We start from the raw sequence: 21,461 nt of genomic DNA, 5'->3' as shown, positions 1-21,461 counted from the left end.
CCCGGTCGCCGAGCGCGATACCGGCGACGTCCCGTACCGCGAACAGCGCCGCCCCGACGAACAGCACCAGGCCCTTGGCGGGCAACGGAGCCGAACCGCTCCGCTCCGCCCGGTCGACCCCGGTCACCGGCAGGCCGGCCGCCTCGGCGACGCTACGCAGCCAGTCCTCGGCACCGCTGCTCGCCAACCACCGCGGTGAAGCCAGGCCCGGCGCCGCCTCCAGCCGCGCGGCCAGGCCCCGGTCCTCGACCAGCGGCGTGATCTCCAGGTCACCCGCCGGGACGATCCGGTAGCCGTGCGACACGTGCTCCACCCGAACCGGCTCGCTGAGCAGCGGCACCCGCACCTTGCGGGTACCGCCGCCGGCCACCTCGACCGCCCCGGCGACCACGCCCCAGGCGCGGCGCACCGTCCGCTCGTCCCGATGCAGCAGGTCGGCGGCGGCCAGCCGGTCCATCTCGCGGTACCAGCCGCAGTGGTCGGAGTTCGCCGGCATCCAGAACAGTGGCTGCCCGGGGCGGGTGACGTCGAGGACCCGGGCGGACGCGGCCGGCGCGAGGTCGGCGAGGGCCCGCAGGACTGTCGCGGCGGAGGGGCTCATCGGCCGCCGAGGGTAGCAACGGGGTGCTTCCGGCCGCGTCGTCCGGCTCCGGCAGGGTCCGGCCGGTCCGGAACATCAACCACAAACCGGACCACCGGCCCGGGGTACGGCGGCGGTGGCCGGCCCCGCTGGCGGGTCCCCCGGCAAACCGGTCTTCGTGCGGCGGTCGTGCGCCCGGTCTCGTCCGGTAACCTCGCTCGGGTGACGGACGGGAAGATGCCCCTTCGGGCGAAGGTGGCCAGTTCGGTATCGCGTACCGCCGCGGCCCTGTCCCGGGCCGCCGGCCGGGGCGACGGATCAGTGATCGGCGGATGGATCGGCCTGAAGATCGACCCGGACCTGCTGGCGCATCTGGCCGCCGGCCGCGCCATCGCGCTGGTCTCGGGAACCAACGGCAAGACGACCACCACCCGGCTGACCGCGGCGGCGGTCGGCGTACTCGGTCGGGTGGCGACCAACTCGTTCGGGGCCAACATGCCCACCGGACACACCTCGGCGCTGGCCAAGGCGGGCACCACCCCGTACGCGGTGCTGGAGGTCGACGAGCACTACCTGGCCCAGGTGCTGGAGGCAACCGAGCCGCACGTGGTGGCCCTGCTCAACCTCTCCCGGGACCAGCTCGACCGGGCCAAGGAGGTGGCGATGATGGCACAGCTCTGGCGCGCCGCCCTGGTCCGGCATCCGTCGGTACGGGTGGTGGCGAACGCCGACGACCCGATGGTGGTCTGGGCCGCCACGCCTCCGGCGCTCCGCAGCAACCAGGTCGAACCTCCCGCGGTGACCTGGTTCAGCGCGGGCCAGCGCTGGCACGACGACTCGTGGGTGTGCCCGGAGTGCGGCTCCCCGATCGAGCGGATGTCCGACCAGTGGTGGTGCACAGGCTGTCCGCTGCGCCGGCCGGAGCCGCAGTGGGTGGTCGAGGACGACGGGGTGGTCGACCCGGCCGGCGACTGGCACAAGGTGGTGCTGCAACTGCCGGGCCGGGTCAACCTGGGCAACGCGGCCACCGCGCTGGCCGTCGCGGCGGAGTTCGGCGTACGCCCGACCGACGCGGTGTCCCGGCTCGGCGGCGTCGCCTCGGTGGCCGGGCGCTACGCGCAGGTGGTCCGGGACGGGCGCACCGTCCGGCTGCTGCTCGCGAAGAACCCGGCGAGCTGGCTGGAGGCCTTCGACATGGCCGACATGGCGCCGACACTCCTCTCGATCAACGCTCGGGACCCCGACGGGCTGGACACCTCCTGGCTCTTCGACGTCGACTTCGCCCCGCTGCGGGGTCGCCAGGTGCTGATCACCGGCGATCGGGCGTACGACCTGGCGGTGCGGCTCGACGTCAACGGCGTACCGTTCCAGCATGTGCGGACCTTCGCCGACGCGGTCGCGAACGTCCCGCCGGGCCGGCTTGAAGTGATCGCCAACTACACGGCGTTCCAGGACATCCGAGCGGAGTTGGACCGTGTCAACTGAGGCCGGCTACCCGATGCCCCCGTCGTCCGGCGGGGAGAGCAGTCTGCGCATCGTCTGGATCTATCCGGACCTGCTCTCCACCTACGGCGACCGGGGCAACATGCTGATCCTGGCCCGCCGGGCGGAGTTGCGCGGGATGCCGGTGGAGACCATCGAGGTCCGCTCCGACCAGCCGTTGCCGGTTTCGGCCGACATCTACCTGCTGGGCGGGGGCGAGGACGGCCCGCAGGCCCTGGGCGCGCAACGGCTGATCGCGGACGGCGGCCTGCGCCGCGCGGCCCAGCAGGGCTCGGTGGTGTTCGGGGTCTGTGCCGGCTACCAGCTGCTCGGTGGATCGTTCTTCGCCAAGGGTGCCAAGTGCGCCGGGCTGGACCTGCTCGACCTGCACTCCGACCGGGGGCCGTCCCGGGCCGTCGGCGAGCTCGCCGGTGCCATCGACCCTCGGCTCGGGCTGCCGCCGCTGAGCGGGTTCGAGAACCACGGCGGGCGTACCCATCTCGGCTCCGGGGTGTCGCCGCTGGCCCGGGTGAGCACCGGGATCGGCAACGACGGCGCCACCGAGGGCGCCTGGCGCGGCAAGCTGCTCGGCACCTACTCGCACGGGCCAGCCCTGGCCCGCAACCCGGCGCTGGCCGATCTGCTGCTGCGCTGGGCCACCGGGGCGCACCAGTTGCCACCGCTGGACGAGACCTGGTCGGACCGGCTGCGGGCCGAACGCACCGCGGCGCTGACCGCCAGCCGGCAGTGATCGCGCGCGTCCGGCGGCTGCTACGTCAGCGGTCGGTCGCGCGGTTCGCCGTACTCCTGGTGGTGCTCGGTCTGTTCGGGCTGGCTCTGTTACTCGCGCCGCGTCCCGACGTGGCGCGGTTACCCGGGCTGGCCGACCGGCTCGGCGCGCTGGCTCCGGTGGCCGCGATCGGTGGCGGCGCGCTGCTGATGGTGGCGCTGGTGCCCCGGACCGCCGTGACGGTGGTCTGGGGAGCGATCTTCGGGCCGCTGCTGGGTGCCGGCTACATGCTGGCCGCCGCGTTGCTGGCCGCGGCCGCCGGTTTCGCGGTCGGCCGGCTGCTCGGTCGGGAGTTCGTCGCGGAACGCGTCCGGGGCCGGCTGGCCCGCCTCGATCGCTGGTTCACCCGGCAGAGCGTGCTCGGGGTGATCAGCGTGCGGCTGATCCCGATCGGCGGCTTCGGGCTGGTCAGCTACGGCTACGGCACCACCGGAGCCCGGCTGGCGCCGTTCCTGCTGGGCAGCATGCTCGCCTCCGCCCCGTCCGCGTTCGGGTACGCCGCCGTGGGCGCGGCGGTGGTCTCTCCGGACGAGGTGAACTGGTTGGCCGTGGCCCCGGCCGGGTTGGGCCTGGTCGCTGCCCTGGCCCTCGGGGCGCGCTGGTGGCGGGCGGAGCGGACCCTGCCGGCCGAGGAATCAACACGCAGTCCACTTTAGGGTATTTGCCCGATAAGAACCGAATGGGCGATAAGGTGGGAACTACCACCGCCCGGACAGCGGCAGCTTCGCCGGGCGGATGGCCAGTCCTCACCCCGGGGTCGGCAACCCCCGCTCCGGGGTGAGCGGTCCCACCGATGGCCGACGGCCTCGGCGGAGCAGGCAGTCCACTGGCGGAAGGTCAGCGAGGTGGCCCGGTGAAGTCGTACGTCGAAGCGGCGAGCGCGGTGCAGACCGCCGACACCGCCGTCGTACGCGGCCCCAACTCGGTGGTCGTACGGCTCTCCGTCAACGGCACGGTCCGGAACATGCTGATCGAACCCCGGGTCAGCCTGCTGGACGCCCTCCGCGACCGGCTCGACCTCACCGGCGCCAAGAAGGGCTGCAACCAGGGCGCCTGCGGCGCGTGCACGGTCTGGGTGGACAAGCGCCGGGTGCTCGCCTGCCTGACCCTGGCGATCACCTGCGAGACCCGCGAGGTCACCACGATCGAGGGGCTCTCCGACGGAGTCGACCTGCATCCGATGCAGCAGGCCTTCGTCACCCAGGACGCCTTCCAGTGCGGCTACTGCACCCCCGGCCAGATCATGTCGGCGGTGGCGTTCCTGGCCGAGGGACACGCCGCCGACGACGCGCAGATCCGGGAGTGGATGAGCGGCAACATCTGCCGGTGCGCGGCGTACCCGAACATCCGGGCCGCGATCCGGCAGGTCCGCGACGACGCCGCGACGGAGAACCCCGATGCGGCCGGTTAGCTACTCGCGGGTGGCGGACGTCGCGACCGCGATCGGCACGGTCGCCGCCGACCCCGGCAGTGCCTTCCTGGCCGGCGGCACCACCGAGGTCGACCTGCAACGCATCCACGTCTCCCGGTCCCGCCGGCTCGTCGACATCAACGACCTGCCGCTGCGGCAGATCGAGGAACTGCCCGGCGGCGGCGTACGGATCGGGGCGCTGGCCCGGATGAGCGACGTCGCCCAGGCCCTGCCGATCCGGCGCCGGTTCCCGATGATCTCGCAGGCGCTGCTCCTCGGCGCGTCCCCACAACTGCGCAACATGGCGTCGATCGGCGGCAACCTGATGCAGCGGGTCCGCTGCGGCTACTTCCGGGACGTGGTGGCGCCGTGCAACAAGCGCGAACCCCGCACCGGGTGCAGCGCCCTGCACGGCGTCAACCGCGGCCACGCCGTGCTCGGAACCAGCGAGCACTGCATCGCCACCCATCCCTCCGACGTCGGAGTCGCGTTCATGGCGCTCGACGCCGTGGTGCTGACCCAGGGGCCGGGCGGCCAACGCCAGATCGCCATCGACGACTTCTACCTCGTCCCCGGCGACCGGCCCGACCGGGAGCACCCACTCGCGCACGGCGAACTGGTGGTGGCGATCGAGGTGCCACCCACCCCGATGGCGAGTACGTCGCTCTACCTGAAGGTCCGGGACCGGGAGTCGTACGAGTTCGCGCTCGCCTCGGCCGCGGTCGCGATCTCGCTGCACGACGGGACGATCGACGACGTACGGCTGGCCCTCGGCGGGATCGCGACCAAGCCGTGGCGGGCCCGGCGGGCCGAGTCGGTGCTGACCGGCGCCCCCGCGACCCCCGAGACCTTCACCTCGGCGGCCGAGGCGGAACTCGCCGACGCCATCGGACACGGCATGAACGACTTCAAGATCGAGCTGGCCCGGCGCACCGTCGTCCGGGCCCTCCGGATGGTCACCGGCGATCCACAGCTCCACGACGGCATGGCCGAAGGGCTGCTCAGCGAGGACGGGAGCGGGCCAGCGGACGGGAGCGGGCCAGCGGACGGGAGCGGGTCATGAGCCCGGCGATCGGCGCGGCCCTGGACCGGGTGGACGGGCGGGCCAAGGTGACCGGGGCGGCCCGCTACTCCGGCGAGATCAGCCTGCCGAACCTCAGCCACGCCGTACTGGTCGGTGCCCGGATACCCAGCGGTCGGATCATCGGGATCGACTGCCGCGAGGCGATGGTGGCGGACGGGGTGCTCGCCGTACTGACCCACCTGGACCTGGACCGGGTCGCGGCGACGCCGAAGCTCTTTCCGTCCCTGGCCGGGCTGACCGCGCACGGGCAGAGCTTCTTCCCGATGCAGGACGACGTGGTGCACTACGCCGGCCAGCCGGTCGCGATCGTTCTCGCCGACACCCTGGAACGCGCCGAGCACGCGGCCACCCTGGTCCAGGTCACCTACGCCGAGACGCCGTCGGTGACGCTGCTGGACGCCGGCCGCGACCGGGCGTACGAGCCGGAGAAGATCTTCGGTGGGCTGGTTCCCGGCCGGAACCCGACCCGGGGCGACCCCGAGGCGGCACTGCGGGACGCAGAGCTGAACCTCGACCTGACGTACCGGTTCGCGGTCAACCACCAGAACCCGCTGGAGCCGTCGACGACCACGGCGGCCTGGGACGACAACGATCGGCTCACCGTCTACGACTCGACCCAGGGGCCGACCGCGACCCAGCTCAGCGTCGCCGAACTGCTCGGCCTGCCGCCGATCAACGTCCGGGTGGTCAGCCACTACGTCGGCGGCAGCTTCGGCGCCAAGGCGCTGATCTGGCCGCACGTCACGCTGGCCGCGCTCGCCGCCCGGCGGATCGGCAGACCGGTCCGGCTCGCGCTGAGCCGCGACCAGATGTTCCACTCCTGCGGACACCGGGAGGAACAGGAGCAGCGGATCCGGATCGGTGCCGGCCGGGACGGGCGGCTGACCGCCCTCACCCACGACAAGATCTCGCTGACCTCGCACTTCGACGACTGGGCCGAGACCTCCCTGGAGTCGGCCGCGATCGCGTATGCCAGCCCGACCTACGCCGGCGGCTACCGGCTGGTCCGGGGCAACATCATCACCCCGACCTTCACCCGGGGGCCGGGCGAGGCGACCGGGATGTTCGCCCTGGAGTCCGCGATGGACGAACTGGCGTACCTCACCGGGATCGACCCGCTCGAACTGCGGCTACGCAACCACGCCGACAACGACCCCGACACCGGCAAGCCGTGGTCCAGCAAGGGACTGAAGGAGTGTTACCAGCGGGGTGCCGAACTCTTCGGCTGGTCCGACCGCGATCCGGAGCCCGGCACGCGGCGCGACGGGCAGTGGCTGATCGGCACCGGAATGGCCACGGCGGCGTACCCGGTCGCCGCGCCGATCAGCCCGCAACGGGCCCGGGCCCGGATGTACGGCGACGGCAGCGCGGTCGTCGAGGCCGGCATCTCCGAGTTCGGCACCGGAGCACTGACCGCGATGACCCAGGTCGCCGCGGACGGCCTCGGCCTGCCCGTCCACCGGGTACGGTTCGTCGGCGGCACCACCGACCTGCCGAACATCGCCGCGGCGGTCGGTTCGGCCGGCTCCGGGGCGACCAGTTCCGCCGTACACCTGGCCTGTGTCCAGCTCCGCGACCAGCTGATCCGGCACGCGGTGGCCGACCAGGGCTCGCCGCTGCACGGTGCCGACCCGGACACCGTCGTGGTCCGGGACGGCCGGATGTGTCGGCGGGACTCCCCCGAGGTCGGCGAGACCTACCACGAGTTGCTCGACCGCAACCACATGCCGGACGTCGAGGCACTCGGCACCTGGATGCCGGTCCTGCCGATGGGCAGCGACCACGCCATGCACACCTTCGGGGCACAGTTCGCCGAGGTCGCCGTCGACGCCGACCTGGGCCGGATCCGGGTACGCCGGCTGGTCGGTGTCTTCGCGCCGGGCCGGGTGCTCAACCGCAAGACCGCGCACAGCCAACTGATGGGCGGGATGCTGTGGGGGCTGGGTCAGGCGCTGCTGGAGGCGACCCGGATGGACCCGCACACCGGCCGGTACGCCAACGAGAACCTCGCCGACTACCTCGTCCCGGTCAACGCCGACGCCCCCGACGTCACCATCGAGACGATCGAGGTGCCGGATTCCGTGGTCAACCCGCTCGGGGTCAAGGGAGTCGGCGAGATCGGCATCGTCGGCACCTCGGCCGCGATCGCCAACGCCGTGCACCACGCCACCGGCCGCCGGATCCGCGAGCTACCCATCACCCTCGAACACCTCCTCTGAGGTGTAAGGAAGGGCCCCTTCTTATCGCATTCCGTTGTAGAAGGGCCCCTTCCTAACACCTAACGCCTGGGCGCGGTCAGGCGACGACGCTGACCATCCGGCCCGGCACCACGATCACCTTGCGGGGCTCCCTGCCGCCCAACTGGTCGGCGACCGCCGCCAGCGCGGCCTGCCGGACGTCGGACTCCGCCGCGTCCGCCGGTACCTCGATCCGGCCCCGGACCTTGCCGTTGACCTGCACCGGGTACGCCACCGTCGCGGCGACCAGCATCGCCGGGTCGGCCACCGGGAACGGCTCGTACGCCAGCGACTCGGCATGCCCCAGCCGCTGCCACAGCTCCTCGGCGATGTGCGGGGCGAACGGCGACAGCATCAGCAGCAGCGGCTCGGCCACCTCCCGGGGGGTGGCGTCCAGCCGGGTCAGCCCGTTGGTCAGCTCGATCAGTTTGGCGATCGCGGTGTTCATCCGGATGCCGTCGAGGTCGCCCCGGACGCCGTCGATGGTCCGGTGCAGCAGCCGCCGGATCTGCTCGTCGGCCGGGGCGTCCGTCACCCGCAGTTCGCCGGTCCGCTCGTCGACGATCGTCCGCCAGACCCGTTGCAGGAACCGGTACGCCCCCACCACCGCCCGGGTCTCCCAGGGCCGGGAGACGTCCAGCGGGCCCATCGACATCTCGTAGACCCGGAACGTGTCGGCGCCGTACTCGGCACACATCTCGTCCGGGGTCACCACGTTCCGCAGTGACTTGCCCATCTTGCCGTAGACCCGCTCGACCGGCTCGGTGCCGAAGAAGTAGCGGCCGTCCCGCTCCGTCACCTCGGCCGCCTCGACCCAGCTGCCCCGGGCGTCCTTGAAGGCGTACGCCTGGATCATGCCCTGGTTGTACAGCCGGCGGTACGGCTCGAAGGACGAGACGTGGCCCAGGTCGTACAGCACCTTGTGCCAGAACCGGGCGTACAGCAGGTGCAGTACGGCGTGCTCCTGGCCGCCGACGTACAGGTCGGTGCCACCGGGATCGCCGGGCGACCGCGGACCCATCCAGTACCGCTCGTTCTCCGGGTCGACGAGCCGGTCGGAGTTGGCCGGGTCCAGGTAGCGCAGCTCGTACCAGCAGGAGCCGGCCCACTGCGGCATCACGTTGGTTTCCCGGGTGTACCGCTTCGGCCCGTCACCCAGGTCCAGTTCGACCTCGACCCAGTCCGCGCGCCGGGACAGCGGGGTCTCCGGGTTCGAGTCGGCGTCCTCCGGGTCGAAGGTGCGCGGCGCGAAGTCGTCCACCTCGGGCAGTTCGACCGGCAGCATCGACTCGGGCAGCGCGATCGGGTTGCCGTCGGAGTCGTAGACGATCGGGAACGGCTCGCCCCAGTAGCGCTGCCGGCTGAACAGCCAGTCCCGCAACCGGTAGGTGACGGCGCCGGAGCCGTGCCCGTTCGCCTCCAGCCACTCGATGATCCGCGCCTTGGCGTCGGCGATCCACAGGCCGTTCAGGTCCGGGCCGTCCGGCGCCGCGCTGTTGATCGCCGGCCCGTCCCCGGTGTACGCCTTGCCGTCGAAGTTCTCCGGCGGCTGGACGGTACGCACGATGGGCAGGTCGAAGACCTCGGCGAACTCCCAGTCCCGGTCGTCCTGTCCGGGCACCGCCATGATCGCGCCGGTGCCGTAGCCGGCCAGTACGTAGTCGGCGATGAAGATCGGGATCTGCGTCCCGGTGACCGGATTGGTGGCGTACGCCCCGATGAAGACGCCCGTCTTCTCCCGGTTCTCCGCCTGCCGCTCGATGTCGGTCTTGGTGCCGGCCGCCTTCCGGTAGGCGTCCACGGCGGCGCGCGGTGCTGCCTGCCCACCGGTCCACGCCTGCCTGGTCCCGGCCGGCCACGAGTCGGTGGCCAGCTTGTCGACCAGCGGATGCTCCGGCGCCAGCACCATGTAGGTGGCCCCGAAGATGGTGTCCGGCCGGGTGGTGAAGACCCGGATCGGCTCGGCGGTGGTCGGGAAGTCGACGTGCGCGCCGGTCGACCGGCCGATCCAGTTCCGCTGTTGCAGCTTGATCGGCTCGGGCCAGTCCAGCACGTCCAGGTCCGAGGTCAACCGGTCGCCGTACGCGGTGATCCGCAACATCCACTGCTTCAGGTTGCGCTTGAAGACCGGGAAGTTGCCCCGGTCCGACCGGCCGTCCGGGGTGACCTCCTCGTTGGCCAGCACCGTGCCCAGCCCGGGGCACCAGTTGACCGGCGCCTCGGAGACGTACGCCAGCCGGTGGTCGTCGACGATCCGTCGGCGTTCGGCGTCGGACAGCTCCGCCCAGCCGCGGCCGTCCGGGGTGCTCCGGGTTCCGGCGGAGAACTCGGCGATCAGGTCGGCGATCGGCCGGGCCTTGGCGGCGGCGGAGTCGTACCAGGAGTTGTAGACCTGCAGGAAGATCCACTGCGTCCAGCGGTAGTACCCGGTGTCGATGGTCGCCACCGAGCGCCGGTCGTCGTGGCCCATCCCCAGCCGGCGCAGTTGGGAGCGGAAGTACGCGATGTTCGTCTCGGTGGTGGTCCGGGGGTGCGTCCCGGTCTGCACGGCGTACTGCTCGGCGGGCAGCCCGAACGCGTCGAAGCCCATCGTGTGCAGCACGTTGCGCCCGGCCATCCGCTGGTAACGGGCGAAGCAGTCGGTGCCGATGTAGCCCAGTGGGTGCCCGACGTGCAGCCCCGCCCCCGACGGGTACGGGAACATGTCCAGCACGTACAGCTTCTCGGCGCTCGCCCGGGGATGATCGGGATCGGCCAGCGGGCCGACCGGGTTGGGTGCCCGGAAGGTGCCACGCTCGGCCCACCGGTCCTGCCAGCGGATCTCGATCTTCCCGGCCAGCTCGGCGGTGTACCGGAACGGCGGGATGTCCACCGCCGGTTCGGTTGCCTCGGTCATGGCATCTCCTCGCTGCACTCTTGCGTCCGTGGGCCGGACTCTTGCGTCCGTGGGGCCGGGTGACTTTCTCCGGGCACAAAAAAGCCCCTCACGCAGGAGGGGTGGCCGCGCTGTCGCTGTCTATCGCGTCAGCACGGCTCGCGAAGGAGCAGGTGGACCCTGGGCACGGGATCACTCTACCGCTTCGCCGTCCGACCTGTCGCATCCGATACCGACCCGCGATCCGGCCGGGCCTCCTACCGGGTGTGCTCGGCTCCACAGCCGAATACGGCTAGCCTGAAGCCTGCGGGTGATCCGGGTGTCCCGGACGGACGTATTCTCCCGCGAACCATACGGCCACCCCAGCGACTCTTAACTAGGCAGGCGGCCGTGAACGACGAGGAGGAGGCCCGTGACTCAACAAACCTGGGACGAACTGGGCGGCGCACTGCCGAATGAACAGTTCCGTTCCGCCAGCGACGCCATCGTGGCCAACATCGAAGAGGTCATCGAGGGCAAGACCGCCACGGTCCGACTCGCACTCGCCGTCCTGCTCGCCGAGGGCCACCTCCTGATCGAAGACGTTCCCGGAGTCGGCAAGACCAAACTCGCCAAGGCACTCGCCCGGTCGATCGACTGCTCGGTCCGGCGCATCCAGTTCACCCCCGACCTGCTGCCCAGCGACGTCACCGGGGTCAGCGTCTACAACCAGGAGAACCACGACTTCGAGTTCAAACCGGGCGCGGTCTTCGCCAACCTGGTCGTCGGCGACGAGATCAACCGGGCCTCGCCGAAGACCCAGTCGGCGCTGCTGGAGTGCATGGAGGAGCGGCAGGTCACCGTCGACGGCGTCACCTACGAACTACAGACGCCGTTCATGGTCATCGCCACCCAGAACCCGATCGAGATGGAGGGCACCTACCCGCTGCCCGAGGCCCAGCGCGACCGGTTCACCGCCCGGATCGCGATGGGCTATCCGGACTCCGGCGCCGAGCTGGCGATGCTCGACGCGCACGGCGGCCGGGACCCGATCCACGAGCTGCGTCCGGTCTCCGACGCCGTCACCGTACGGAGACTGATCGCGACGGTTCGCGACGTGCACGTCGCCGACGCGGTCAAGCAGTACGCCGTCGACCTCGTCACCGCGACCCGGGAGGCACCCGACCTGCGGCTCGGCGCCTCGCCCCGGGCCACCCTGCAGTTGCTGCGCACCGCCCGGGCGGTCGCCGCGCTGGAGGGTCGCGACTACGTGCTGCCCGACGACCTGCAGGCGCTCGCCGTGCCGGTGCTCGCCCACCGGGTCATCTCGACCGCCGACGCCCAGCTCGCCCGCCGGACCACCGACGCGATCGTGTCGGACCTGGTGCACCGGCTGGCGTTGCCGCACGAGCGGCAGCGTTCTCCATACGACACCCGGCCGCCGGGTTCCGGGGACGGCACCGGGCGATCGCAGTACGAGCCTCGGAGGCGATGACCGTGCGCGAGGCGATGCGCGGACTCACCACCCGGGGGCGGTCCTTCCTCGCCGCCGCCGTGGCGGCGGCGATCTCCGCGCTGATCCTCGGCGAGAAGGATCTGCTCCGGGTGGCGGTCCTGCTCGGAGTGCTTCCGCTGCTGGCCGCCCTGTACGTCGGGCGCAGCCGCTACAAGCTCGCCTGCAGCCGCTCGCTGGAACCGCACCGGGTGCCGGTGGGCGCCAGTTCCCGGGTGGTGCTGCGCCTGCAGAACATGTCCCGGCTGCCGACCGGGACACTGCTGCTGGAGGACCGGCTGCCGTACGCCCTCGGCAGTCGTCCCCGGGTGGTCCTCGAACGCCTGGGGGCGCACCAGGCCAGTTCGGTGGCGTACACCGTACGGGCCGACGTGCGGGGCCGGTACGAGGTCGGGCCGCTGGTCATCCGGCTGACCGACCCGTTCGGGCTCTGCGAGCTGACCCGCGCCTTTCCCAGCGTCGACCCGCTCACCGTCATCCCGCAGGTCACCGCGCTACCCTCGGTCCGGCTCGCCGGCGAGTACGCGGGCACCGGGGAGAGCCGGGCCCGCTCGGTGGCGGTGCACGGCGAGGACGACGCCGCCACCCGGGAGTACCGGCGCGGGGACGACCTGCGCCGGGTGCACTGGAAGTCCACCGCGCGTACGGGTGAACTCATGGTGCGCCGGGAGGAGCAGCCCTGGGAGAGCCGGGCGACGGTGGTGCTGGACACCCGGGCGTTCGCGCACCGGGGCGAGGGCCCGACCGCGAGCTTCGAATGGGCGGTCTCGGCGGCGGCGAGTATCGCCGTACATCTGCGGCAGGCCGGCTACAAGCTCCGGCTGGTCAGCGACTCGGGTATCGACGCGCACGCGAACGACGCCGGTGGTGAGGGTCTGCTGCTGGATCACCTCGCCGACGTCCGGCTGAACCAGCGGGGCGACGTGGCGACGCTCGTCGAACGGGTCCGGCAGCGGTCCGACGGTGGACTCGTCATCGCCCTGCTCGGCACGCTGACCATCGCCGAGGCGGAGTTGCTGACCGGGCTGCGCAGCAACGGCACCACCTGCGTCGCGTTCCTGGTGGACAGCTCGACCTGGCTCAACCTGGCGCCGCCGGCCCGGGCGGAGGCGAACCACGCGCACGGCGCGGCCGCCCTCAGGCTGATGCAGAGCGGCTGGCGGGTGGTGGGCGTCGAACACGGCAGCAAGCTGCCGGCGCTCTGGCCGCAGGCGGCTCGCGGCTCGCAGGGTTTCGCCTGGCGGGCCGTGCTGGCCGAGACGGTGGCCGGCGGGGTGCGGTGACCGGGGGCGGATGCGACGAGGTGAGGACATGACCGAACGAATCGGCCCGCCGCGGGCCTCTGGTCGGGACGGGGAGAAGGCATGAGGGGACGCCGTCATCTGGGGTTCGTGGCCGCCGCGGCCACCCTGCTCGCCGCGGCCCCGCTGTCCACGATCTACGACCGGTGGACCTGGCTGGTGCAGTGCGCCGTCGTGGTCGGTATGGTCGCCGGCGCCGCGACGCTGGTCCGATGGTGGCGGGGGCCGGTCTGGGCGCAGGCGCTCGGCATGCTCGCCGCGCTGCTGTTCGGACTGACCTGGATCTTCCCGAGCGGCGAGGAGCTGCTGGCCCTGCTGCCCACCCCGGGCACGCTCGCCCACTTCGGCTCGATGGTCGCCGCCTCCGGCGAGGACATGCGGTCGTACGGGGTGCCGGTACAGGACATCGACTCGCTGCTCTTCCTGACCGTGTTCGGGGTCGGTGCGGTGGCGATCGTGGTGGACCTGCTCACCGTCGGGTTGCGCCGCCCGGCGCTGGCCGGGCTGCCGATGCTGGCGATCTACTCGGTTCCGGTGGCGGTGCACGTCAACAGCGTCTCGGCGGTGCCCTTCGTCATCGGGGCGGTCGGCTTCCTGTGGCTGCTGGCCGCGGACAACGTCGACCGGGTCCGCCACTTCGGTCGCCGGTTCACCGGTGACGGGCGGGACGTCGACGTCTGGGAGCCGTCCCCGTTGGCCGCCGCCGGCCGTCGCCTGGCGGTCATCGGTGTCGCCGTCGCGGTGCTGCTGCCGCTGGCCGTGCCGGGGATGACCTCGGGGCTGCTCAGCCAACTGAACGCGGGCGGCAGCGGCGACGGCAACGGACCGGCCGGGCTGGGCGGCTCGCCGGGGCGGATCAACCTCTTCGCCCAGCTCAGCGGGGAACTCAACCGCTCCGAGGTCCGCGACATGGTCCGGGTGACGACGGACGATCCGGAGCCGTTCTATCTACGGTTCGCGGTCGCCGACGAATTCCGGCGCCAGGGCTTCGTTCCGCGTACCCCCAACGGCGAGCAGGTGACGGCTCGGCTGCCCGATCCCCGCGACGGCCCGGCGAGCCAGGGCATCAGCCGCACGGCGCACCAGGCCAGCGTCGAGGTCCTCGACTTCGTCATGCCGTTCCTGCCGGTCTACGCCGAGCCGGTGGCCACCCGGGGCGTGGACGGGAACTGGCGCTACGACCCGACGATGCAGGTCGTCTACTCCAACCGGGCGTCGTCGAAGGGCCGGAAGTACTCCTTCGACTACGTACGGTCGGAGTACAGCCCGCAGGCGCTGGCCGCCGCCCAGTCGCTTCAGGAGGGACACTCGCTGCGCACCCTCTACACCAGGGTCGAGGAGTCGGCCGACGTCAAGGCACTCGTCGACCGACTCACCAAGGGGAAGCGGAACGACTACGAGCGGGTCCGGGCGATCTACGACTACTTCTCCCGGGACAACGGCTTCACCTACCAACTCAGCACCGAGGCCGGCACCAGCGGGCACGACATCATCAACTTCCTCACCAACAAGGCCGGCTTCTGCCAGCAGTACGCCGCCGCGATGACCTGGCTGGTCCGGCAGGCGAAGATTCCCGCCCGGGTGGCCTTCGGGTTCACCAACGGCAACAACCGGCGGGAGAACACGTACACCCTGACCAACCTGAACCTGCACGCCTGGACCGAGGTCTACTTCGCGGACATCGGCTGGGTCCCGTTCGACCCCACGCCGGCGGCGAACGTCCCCGGCTCGTTGCGTTCGGACTACGCGCCGGACCCGGACCGGCCCGATCTGCCCACCCCGACGACGGATACCAGCGCCGGTCCTGCGGCGGACCCGTCGGCCGGGCCGGAGGCGTCCAGCAGACCCGAGGAGGCCTTCGACGGCGCGTCCGCCGACGGCGGCGGCGCGGTCCAGGACAACGGTCCGAGTTGGCCGATGTACGTGGTCGGCGTGGCGGTGCTGCTGGCGCTGCTGCTCACCGTGCCCGCGCTCCGACGGGTCCTGCTCCGCCGGAGACGTCAGGTTCGGGCGGCCGCGGCGGCCAGCACCCTGGCCACCGTGTCGGGGGGCGGCGATGCGACGCCGGGCGTGGCCCGGGTGGTGCTGAGCGAGTCGGAGCTGGCTCGGGCTCGGGCCGACGCGCACGCCGCCTGGGACGAACTCGTCGACACTCTGGTCGACTTCCGGATCCGGGTGGATCCGGCGGAGACTCCTCGGACGACGGCCGACCGGCTGGTGCGGGAGGAGCTGTCCGACGGAACCGCCACAGAGGCGGTATGCCTGCTGGGCCGGGCCGAGGAGCGGGCGAGGTACGCCCGGGAGCCGCTGCGGCACGGTCCGCTGGTCGACGCCCTCCGCTCGGTACGGCGGGAGCTCAGTGCCGGTGCCGATCGACGTACCCGGATCCTGGCGGCGACCCTGCCGCCGTCGGTGCTGTTCCGTTGGCGGTCGGCGGCGATGGACCTCTCGGCCGGTCTCGTCGGTCTGACCGGCCGGCTGCGGGATCGCATGCTGCGGTGGAGCCCGCGCCGGATACTCGCCAGCCGTCCGTCCCGCTGAGGCGCCAGCCCCCGCCCGGGCCGACGTCCTCACCGCACGAGAAGAGATCCCCGTACCTCGGTACGGGGATCTCTGGCGTTCGGGTGCCGGGGATGCGAAACGGCCCGCCGGTCCGTTCACACCGACCGGGTCGGTTCAGCCCGACGGGGTTCAGTTCAGGCCGACCGGACGCGCGGGTGCTGGAGCGGAGTGCGGGCATGGAGAATTGCCGCTGGTCGCCGGGAACGATCCGGCCAGAACCGTCGGCGGGGGTCAGCCCGCTGACGGTGACGCGGTCAGCGGTGGCCTTCCGGCCGCTGACGCCACCTCTCCTCAAGTCGGTCGACAAACGACAGGCGTCGCCCGCGGACCCGACGGCTGGTGGTGCCGCCGACCACGTGCAGATCCGGTGACTGCGCCCGACGTTGCGACAGCATCGCGAACGCGGCCGCACCGAGCATCACCACGAAGCCCGCTACTCCGAGTAGCGGAGTTTTGCTCACCGTGCCGTAGACAACCAATGCAAGGCCAGCGATGATCACGCTGATCGCGACGAGCAGGCGACGCCGCGCGTGGAAACGCGGGTCGCTGGCGCGCACAGCCGAGGCGAACTTAGGGTCCTCGGCAAGCGACTGCTCGATCTGCTCGAACAGCCGCTGCTCGTGCTCCGAGAGCGGCACGGCACTCCTCCCCGGTCACGTTGAGTCGATCCACTCGGACCGACAGACCGTGGCAGCCGACCGGCTGCTTACCCGCCAGTCTACGAGGGGGCTCGCGGGTCGGAAAGCGGGACGACCTATGGCCGCGCCGGATTTTCCGTCCGCCGTAGGTTGTCACGTCCCAACAGGCTCGCTGGACGCACCATGGAACGCCCGAATCGGGCAGCGGCGGCGTCCGCCGCGGCCTCCGCGTCCCGCCAGCCGTGCTCCGGCGCGCCGAGGGTGAGCTGCTGCGGCGTCTGGCTGGCATCGCTGAGCCCCTCGACCCGGACACCGACGAGCCGGATCCGGTCACCCGGTCCGAGCGCGTCGAACAGCGCCCAGGCTGTGTCAAAAACCTCACGGGCGACGTCGGTCGGCCCGCCGAGGGTGCGAGAGCGGTTCACGGTACGGAAGTCGGCGAACCGCACCTTGATCGAGATCGTCCGCCCCACCTGCCCCGCCCGGCGCAGCCGTACGCCCACCTTCTCGGCGAGCGCGAGCAGGGCCCGGCGGAGCGCCTCCGGATCGGCGAGGTCGGTGTCGAAGGTGACCTCGGCCCCGATCGACTTCTCCACCTGTTCCGGACTCACCCCTCGCGGGTCCCGTCCCCAGGACAGTTCGTGCAGGTGGGATGCTGCCGCATCGCCCAAACTGCCCCGCAGCATCCCGATCGGCGCCTCGGCGATGTCCGCGACGGTGGTCAGGCCGAGCCGGCGCAGGTTCTCCGCCGCCCGCTCCCCCACCCCCCACAGCGCCTCGACCGGCAACGGATGCAGGAATTCCAGCACCTGGTCGGCGGGGACCACGATCATCCCGTCCGGTTTGGCCCGGGTCGAGCCGAGCTTGGCCACGAACTTGGTCGACGCCACCCCGACCGAACAGGTGATCCGCTCCTGCTCGGCAACCCGGGCCCGGATCAGCCGGGCGATCTCGGCGGGCCGACCGATCAGCCGGCGAGCACCGCCGACGTGCAGGAACGCCTCGTCCAGGGAGAGCGGCTCGACCAGCGGCGTCACGTCCCGGAAGATCTCCATCACCGCCCGGGATGCCGCCGTGTACTGCGCGAAGTCGGGTGGCAGGAAGACCGCCGAGGGGCAGAGCGCGCGGGCCCGCATCGCCGGCATGGCGCTACGTACGCCGTACCTGCGAGCCTCGTAGCTGGCGGAGCTGACCACGCCGCGCGGGCCGGTCCCGCCGACCACGACGGGCCGGCCGCGCAGTTCGGGCCGGCGCCGCACCTCGACCGCGACGAAGAACGCGTCCATGTCGACGTGCAGGATCGGGCAGCCGGAATCGTCGGCGTCCGCGCCGAAGCGCGGATCATTACCCCGTGGCACGGACTGGCTGCGACCCATTACCGCAGGCTAGCCCCCGGGTACGACGAATCGCGCCGCCCGGCCCACCCCGGTTCCATCGGCCGGGCCGGACCATCCAGTTGACCATGAGCCGTACCGGCTGCCTAGCATTGGTGGCTTCGGATCAGGATGGGCAACGGGGGAGGAATCCGATGAAGACGATCCCACTCGGCCGAACCGGCGAACAGGTCAGCCAGTTCGCGCTCGGCTGCATGTTGATGGGCACACTGGCCGACGACGAGTCGTCGTACGCGATCCTCGACCGCTACCTCGACGGAGGCGGCACGTTCCTGGACACCGCGAACTGCTACGCCTGGTGGCCCGACCCGGCGTTCCGGGGCGGGGAGAGCGAGAGCCTGCTCGGCCGCTGGTTCGCCCGGACCGGCCGGCGGGACGAGGTCTTCCTGGCCACCAAGGGCAGCGCCTGGATCCGGGACGTGGACGCGGTCCGGAACAACCCGCACGACCCGCAGGCGGCCAGCCGGCAGTACGAGGGCGCCGGCGGCGACACCCTGCGCCGGGCCCTCGACGACAGCCTGCGCCGGCTCGGCACCGACCACGTCGACCTCTACTACGTGCACGTCGACGACCGGAACACCCCGCTGGAGGAGACCCTGGAGGCGCTCGCCGGCCTGGTCTCGGCCGGCAAGACCCGGTACGTCGGCTGGTCGAACGTCCGGACCTGGCGGCTGGAGCGGATCCGCCAGCTCGCCGACCGGTACGGCTGGCCGGCGCCGGTCGCCGTGCAACAGCAGCACTCGTACCTGCGCCCCCGCCCCGGGGCGGACACCCTGTCCATCGTGGATGACGAGCAGCTCGACTACCTGCGGGCGAACGACGAGCTGACCCCGGTCGCGTACTCGCCGATCCTGAAGGGCAGCTACGACGACCTGGCGAAGCGGCGCGACCACCACGTGATGGCGTCGTACCGGGGGCCGGACGCCGACGCCCGGTTCGCCGCCGTCGCCGAGATCGCCGCCGAACTGGGGGTGACGGGTAACCAGCTCGTGCTGGCCTGGCTGCTGCACCAGCGCGACCCGGAGTTCGTCACGCTGTTCGGCCCCCGCACCCCCGAGCAGTACGCGGCGGCACTGCCGGCGCTCGACATCGCGCTCACCGACGAGCACCTGGCCAGGCTGACCGAAGCCGGCGCCTGAGCGGAGCCACTGGGGTGGCATCGTCGCCGTGCTCGGAGCTCAATAGCAGTCGAGACTGATCCGCTTCACGACGGACGGCTCGGTCTTCCGTTCAGGCGCAGCCAGCCAGGTGGTGGACATCGAGCCGTCCGCCCTGAACCCCGCGACCAGCGACTGATCCGTCACCAGGCAGGCCATCGTGAAGGAGACCCGCCGTCCGCCGTCCAGGGTCAGACCGGACGCGGCCAGCCGCAGCTCACCGGGAATCGTGACCTGACCGTCGAAGACCATCAGACCGTCGGCCGAGTACGCCCGAGGGCCGGGAAGATTCACCGCCGGGCGACGGACGAGCGTCCAGCTACTGGTACGGACGTCGGAGGTCATGACGTAGCCGTACCGGGTGTCGTAGCGGCCACGCGCCACGTCGAGGACACAGTTCTGGTCCGGCTTGGCCTGTGCAGCGAGGCACTCGTCCAGGAAGGCGTCCGACGCCTGTTGGAAGGCGCCGTTGCCCTGCTCCGTCACGACCACCTTGGGGTTGTTCTGGAGCCGGTCGGATCCTGGCAGTACGCGCATTCGCTCCGGGGTCACTGTCACGAGGTCGGAGTGGGCGGCGTAGCTGCGGTAGATGCCGGGAAACACCAGGTATGTCGGGCCGGGGTCACTCGGTGACGTCGGCTGTTCCCGAGGCAGCCTGAGGCCGCCGAGTTCCACGTACCACAGCGGTGAGCGCCCAAACCTGACCGAGAGGAACGGGTTGGTGATCCGCCAGCCGTCGTCGGAATTCTCGAGTTGGAAGGTGCCGAGGTCGGCCGGTGGGTCGGCCGCCGGGCCGTCACCCGTGTCGTTCAGGCTGACCATCACCTCGGCCCGGTCGTCGGAGACGTTGAGCGCCGTCGTCGTGCCGATCGCCCAGCCGTCGCTGATCGCCATGGCGGTCAGGAGCGACCCGGATTCGCCGGACGGTCGCTCGGCCTTGGCGATCCGCAGCGCCTCGTCGACCTCGCGGTCCAGGATCGCGGCGAGGTAGGCCCGCACCACGTCCTCCGGACCGTCCGGCCGCAGCCAGACCAGCAGACCCACTACCAGCGCGAGCGTGAGAACGGCAGCGCCGACGAGACCGGCCACCTTCCGCCGGATCGGAATCCGCCACCTCACGCGATCGCCTGGCGTACGGGCTTCGGCCGCCGCCGGAAATTCCGGGTCCTGCTGCAATGGGTCCGTCCTCGATCGGCACCTGCGGAAGTCCATCGACATCCGACTACACCGGTCGCGATGCTATGACACCCGCTCGCCGTCCGATGTCCCGTCAGCGGGGCCCCGGGGACCCGACCGCTTCCGTACCATGTGTCGGGTCCGACGAGGGGAAGGCCACGATGGAGAGCGGCCCCGGTACGCCGAGCGCCAAGCCGGCGAAGGTGCGCGTCGGCTCCCGGCACCACGTCCCCGGTGCCCCGATCGGCGGGATGGCGCTGGTCCCGGTGCTGGCGGTGCTCCTCCTCGTCGTGCTCGTCGCCACCTGGTGGGGCGGCGACGACGAGACACCCGATCCCGGCACGGCGTCGGCCACCCCGGTCATCGTGCCGCCGGCCACGCCGCCAGCCCGTAAAGCCCAGGCCTCCGACGGCGGGCAACTGCGCATCGTCGAACAGGGTTTCACTCAGCTCCGCGAGTCCGTCACGCAGACCCTGAGTCCTGGCCATGGACCGGGTCGTCCGGAGCGGTACATGCCGGTCCGGGCGGCGATCATCGTCGAGAACACCAGCAGGGACCAGGTGGCCATCGCCCCGAACTTCATCGCCCGCTACCTCGACCTGGCCGGAAAGGGCGTCGTCGAGTACGCGGCGAAGAGCGATGAGAACACCCTCAGCACCGACGCCATATTTCCCGGTGCACGCGTCGGCATCGCCGCCTTCTTTAACAACAGCGACACGACGGTGCGGACGATGACGGTCCGCGCGGTCGATGCCGTCTGGCTGCCCCTGGCCGACGCCCGCCGCTGGGTGTCGCCGGTGACCGCGACGAACGTCAGGACGATCCGCAGTGGCTCGCCGAAGGCCACGATCGTGGCGTTCACGGCGCGGAGCGACTACTCCGAGCCGCGCAGCGCCGTGGCCAACGCGATCTACCGGGACTCCGCCGGGAGGATCATCGGCAGCAGCGACCCCAGCGGAGGCCACCGACAGCACTTTCCGGCGGGTACGGCCGACGGGTCGATCACGGTGACGGACTGGCTGCCGACCAATCTGGACGATTCCCGTACCCAGGTGTTCCTGAGCGGGGTCGGCTAGCGTCCTTGGGCGGCCGAGTGACCGCCGCCAGTCAGGTCAGTTGACGGGCTGGGTCGACCCGCTGGCAGATTGCTGCTCGGGGTCAGATCACAGTAGATGCTGAGCTCGGTACGAGCCAGATCCGCCTTTGGCAGTTTGCTGTCGAACACCTGCGCCGTCGCGGTGGAGTCGCCCGCCGTACGAGCCTGCACAGGCGGAACTGGTCA

Annotated in this window: 15 protein-coding genes and 1 pseudogene; 11 read left to right on the top strand and 5 right to left on the bottom strand. The window is 71.5% G+C overall.

Features of this window, described 5'->3' with window-relative positions:
- A pseudogene (locus tag I0C86_RS28475) lies at window positions 1–601 on the bottom strand (hypothetical protein); the annotation flags it as partial.
- A gap of 216 nt (window positions 602–817) precedes the next feature.
- On the opposite strand from I0C86_RS28475, the gene I0C86_RS28470 reads away from it, so the two are divergent.
- The 6 genes from I0C86_RS28470 (at window position 818) to I0C86_RS28445 (ending at window position 7,566) form a co-directional block, all read left to right on the top strand.
- Window positions 818–2,065, top strand: coding sequence for a MurT ligase domain-containing protein (locus I0C86_RS28470; protein WP_196204387.1), 1,248 nt, complete (start codon window positions 818–820; stop codon window positions 2,063–2,065).
- A 13-nt stretch (window positions 2,066–2,078) separates the two neighbouring features.
- Window positions 2,079–2,813 (top strand): type 1 glutamine amidotransferase, encoded by a 735-nt coding sequence (locus tag I0C86_RS28465; RefSeq protein ID WP_196204386.1) that lies wholly within the window; start codon window positions 2,079–2,081, stop codon window positions 2,811–2,813.
- The gene (locus I0C86_RS28460; RefSeq protein ID WP_407676362.1) at window positions 2,714–3,508 is read left to right on the top strand and encodes a TVP38/TMEM64 family protein; all 795 of its coding nucleotides are present in this window, start codon (window positions 2,714–2,716) and stop codon (window positions 3,506–3,508) included. Before I0C86_RS28465 ends, I0C86_RS28460 begins: the two co-directional genes overlap by 100 nt.
- Window positions 3,509–3,735: 227 nt before the next feature.
- Entirely contained in the window at window positions 3,736–4,263 is a 528-nt protein-coding gene (locus tag I0C86_RS28455) for a (2Fe-2S)-binding protein (protein ID WP_323373887.1), read from the top strand.
- Window positions 4,250–5,326: an FAD binding domain-containing protein gene (locus I0C86_RS28450; protein ID WP_196204380.1), complete on the top strand. Its 1,077-nt coding sequence runs from the start codon at window positions 4,250–4,252 to the stop codon at window positions 5,324–5,326. Before I0C86_RS28455 ends, I0C86_RS28450 begins: the two co-directional genes overlap by 14 nt.
- Window positions 5,323–7,566, top strand: coding sequence for a xanthine dehydrogenase family protein molybdopterin-binding subunit (locus I0C86_RS28445; protein WP_196204379.1), 2,244 nt, complete (start codon window positions 5,323–5,325; stop codon window positions 7,564–7,566). The genes I0C86_RS28450 and I0C86_RS28445 overlap by 4 nt, the downstream gene beginning before the upstream one ends.
- A gap of 76 nt (window positions 7,567–7,642) precedes the next feature.
- Here I0C86_RS28445 and leuS read toward each other — a convergent pair whose 3' ends face one another.
- Complete coding sequence (gene leuS / locus I0C86_RS28440) at window positions 7,643–10,480, bottom strand: leucine--tRNA ligase (RefSeq protein WP_196204378.1); 2,838 nt, start codon at window positions 10,478–10,480, stop codon at window positions 7,643–7,645.
- 391 nt (window positions 10,481–10,871) lie between these two features.
- Between leuS and I0C86_RS28435 the strand changes: the two genes are divergently transcribed.
- The 3 genes from I0C86_RS28435 (at window position 10,872) to I0C86_RS28425 (ending at window position 15,793) form a co-directional block, all read left to right on the top strand.
- The gene (locus I0C86_RS28435) at window positions 10,872–11,933 is read left to right on the top strand and encodes an AAA family ATPase (RefSeq protein WP_196204377.1); all 1,062 of its coding nucleotides are present in this window, start codon (window positions 10,872–10,874) and stop codon (window positions 11,931–11,933) included.
- A gap of 2 nt (window positions 11,934–11,935) precedes the next feature.
- A complete protein-coding gene (locus I0C86_RS28430) occupies window positions 11,936–13,234 on the top strand; it encodes a DUF58 domain-containing protein (protein ID WP_196204385.1) in 1,299 nt (432 codons plus the stop codon).
- A gap of 81 nt (window positions 13,235–13,315) precedes the next feature.
- On the top strand, window positions 13,316–15,793 hold the full coding sequence (locus tag I0C86_RS28425; RefSeq protein WP_196204376.1) for a transglutaminase family protein: 2,478 nt from the start codon (window positions 13,316–13,318) through the stop codon (window positions 15,791–15,793).
- A gap of 275 nt (window positions 15,794–16,068) precedes the next feature.
- Here I0C86_RS28425 and I0C86_RS28420 read toward each other — a convergent pair whose 3' ends face one another.
- Window positions 16,069–16,452: a DUF3040 domain-containing protein gene (locus tag I0C86_RS28420; RefSeq protein WP_196204375.1), complete on the bottom strand. Its 384-nt coding sequence runs from the start codon at window positions 16,450–16,452 to the stop codon at window positions 16,069–16,071.
- A gap of 116 nt (window positions 16,453–16,568) precedes the next feature.
- Window positions 16,569–17,828, bottom strand: a complete 1,260-nt coding sequence (locus tag I0C86_RS28415) for a DNA polymerase IV (protein WP_196204374.1) — start codon at window positions 17,826–17,828, stop codon at window positions 16,569–16,571.
- Window positions 17,829–17,980: 152 nt separating this feature from the next.
- On the opposite strand from I0C86_RS28415, the gene I0C86_RS28410 reads away from it, so the two are divergent.
- On the top strand, window positions 17,981–18,985 hold the full coding sequence (locus I0C86_RS28410; protein WP_196204373.1) for an aldo/keto reductase: 1,005 nt from the start codon (window positions 17,981–17,983) through the stop codon (window positions 18,983–18,985).
- A gap of 39 nt (window positions 18,986–19,024) precedes the next feature.
- Here I0C86_RS28410 and I0C86_RS28405 read toward each other — a convergent pair whose 3' ends face one another.
- On the bottom strand, window positions 19,025–20,122 hold the full coding sequence (locus tag I0C86_RS28405) for a hypothetical protein (protein WP_196204372.1): 1,098 nt from the start codon (window positions 20,120–20,122) through the stop codon (window positions 19,025–19,027).
- Between the two features lie 218 nt (window positions 20,123–20,340).
- On the opposite strand from I0C86_RS28405, the gene I0C86_RS28400 reads away from it, so the two are divergent.
- Window positions 20,341–21,255 carry a hypothetical protein gene (locus tag I0C86_RS28400; RefSeq protein ID WP_196204371.1) on the top strand — a complete coding sequence of 305 codons (915 nt, stop codon included), beginning with the start codon at window positions 20,341–20,343 and terminating at the stop codon, window positions 21,253–21,255.
- Window positions 21,256–21,461 lie beyond the last annotated feature (206 nt).

It is taken from the genome of Plantactinospora alkalitolerans, assembly GCF_015690345.1.
Classification (GTDB): Bacteria; Actinomycetota; Actinomycetes; order Mycobacteriales; family Micromonosporaceae; genus Plantactinospora; species Plantactinospora alkalitolerans.
Note: the sequence above shows the minus strand (reverse complement) of the source record. Positions and strands in the feature narration are given on the sequence as shown.

Excerpts from the sequence above, each read along its gene's own strand:
- I0C86_RS28410 (WP_196204373.1), top strand. The coding sequence starts at position 17,981 with ATGAAGACGATCCCACTCGGCCGAACCGGCGAACAGGTCAGCCAGTTC.
- I0C86_RS28400 (WP_196204371.1), top strand. The coding sequence starts at position 20,341 with ATGGAGAGCGGCCCCGGTACGCCGAGCGCCAAGCCGGCGAAGGTGCGC.
- I0C86_RS28470 (WP_196204387.1), top strand. The coding sequence starts at position 818 with ATGCCCCTTCGGGCGAAGGTGGCCAGTTCGGTATCGCGTACCGCCGCG.
- I0C86_RS28445 (WP_196204379.1), top strand. The coding sequence starts at position 5,323 with ATGAGCCCGGCGATCGGCGCGGCCCTGGACCGGGTGGACGGGCGGGCC.
- I0C86_RS28425 (WP_196204376.1), top strand. The coding sequence starts at position 13,316 with ATGAGGGGACGCCGTCATCTGGGGTTCGTGGCCGCCGCGGCCACCCTG.
- I0C86_RS28415 (WP_196204374.1), bottom strand. The coding sequence starts at position 17,828 with ATGGGTCGCAGCCAGTCCGTGCCACGGGGTAATGATCCGCGCTTCGGC.
- I0C86_RS28465 (WP_196204386.1), top strand. The coding sequence starts at position 2,079 with ATGCCCCCGTCGTCCGGCGGGGAGAGCAGTCTGCGCATCGTCTGGATC.
- I0C86_RS28450 (WP_196204380.1), top strand. The coding sequence starts at position 4,250 with ATGCGGCCGGTTAGCTACTCGCGGGTGGCGGACGTCGCGACCGCGATC.
- leuS (WP_196204378.1), bottom strand. The coding sequence starts at position 10,480 with ATGACCGAGGCAACCGAACCGGCGGTGGACATCCCGCCGTTCCGGTAC.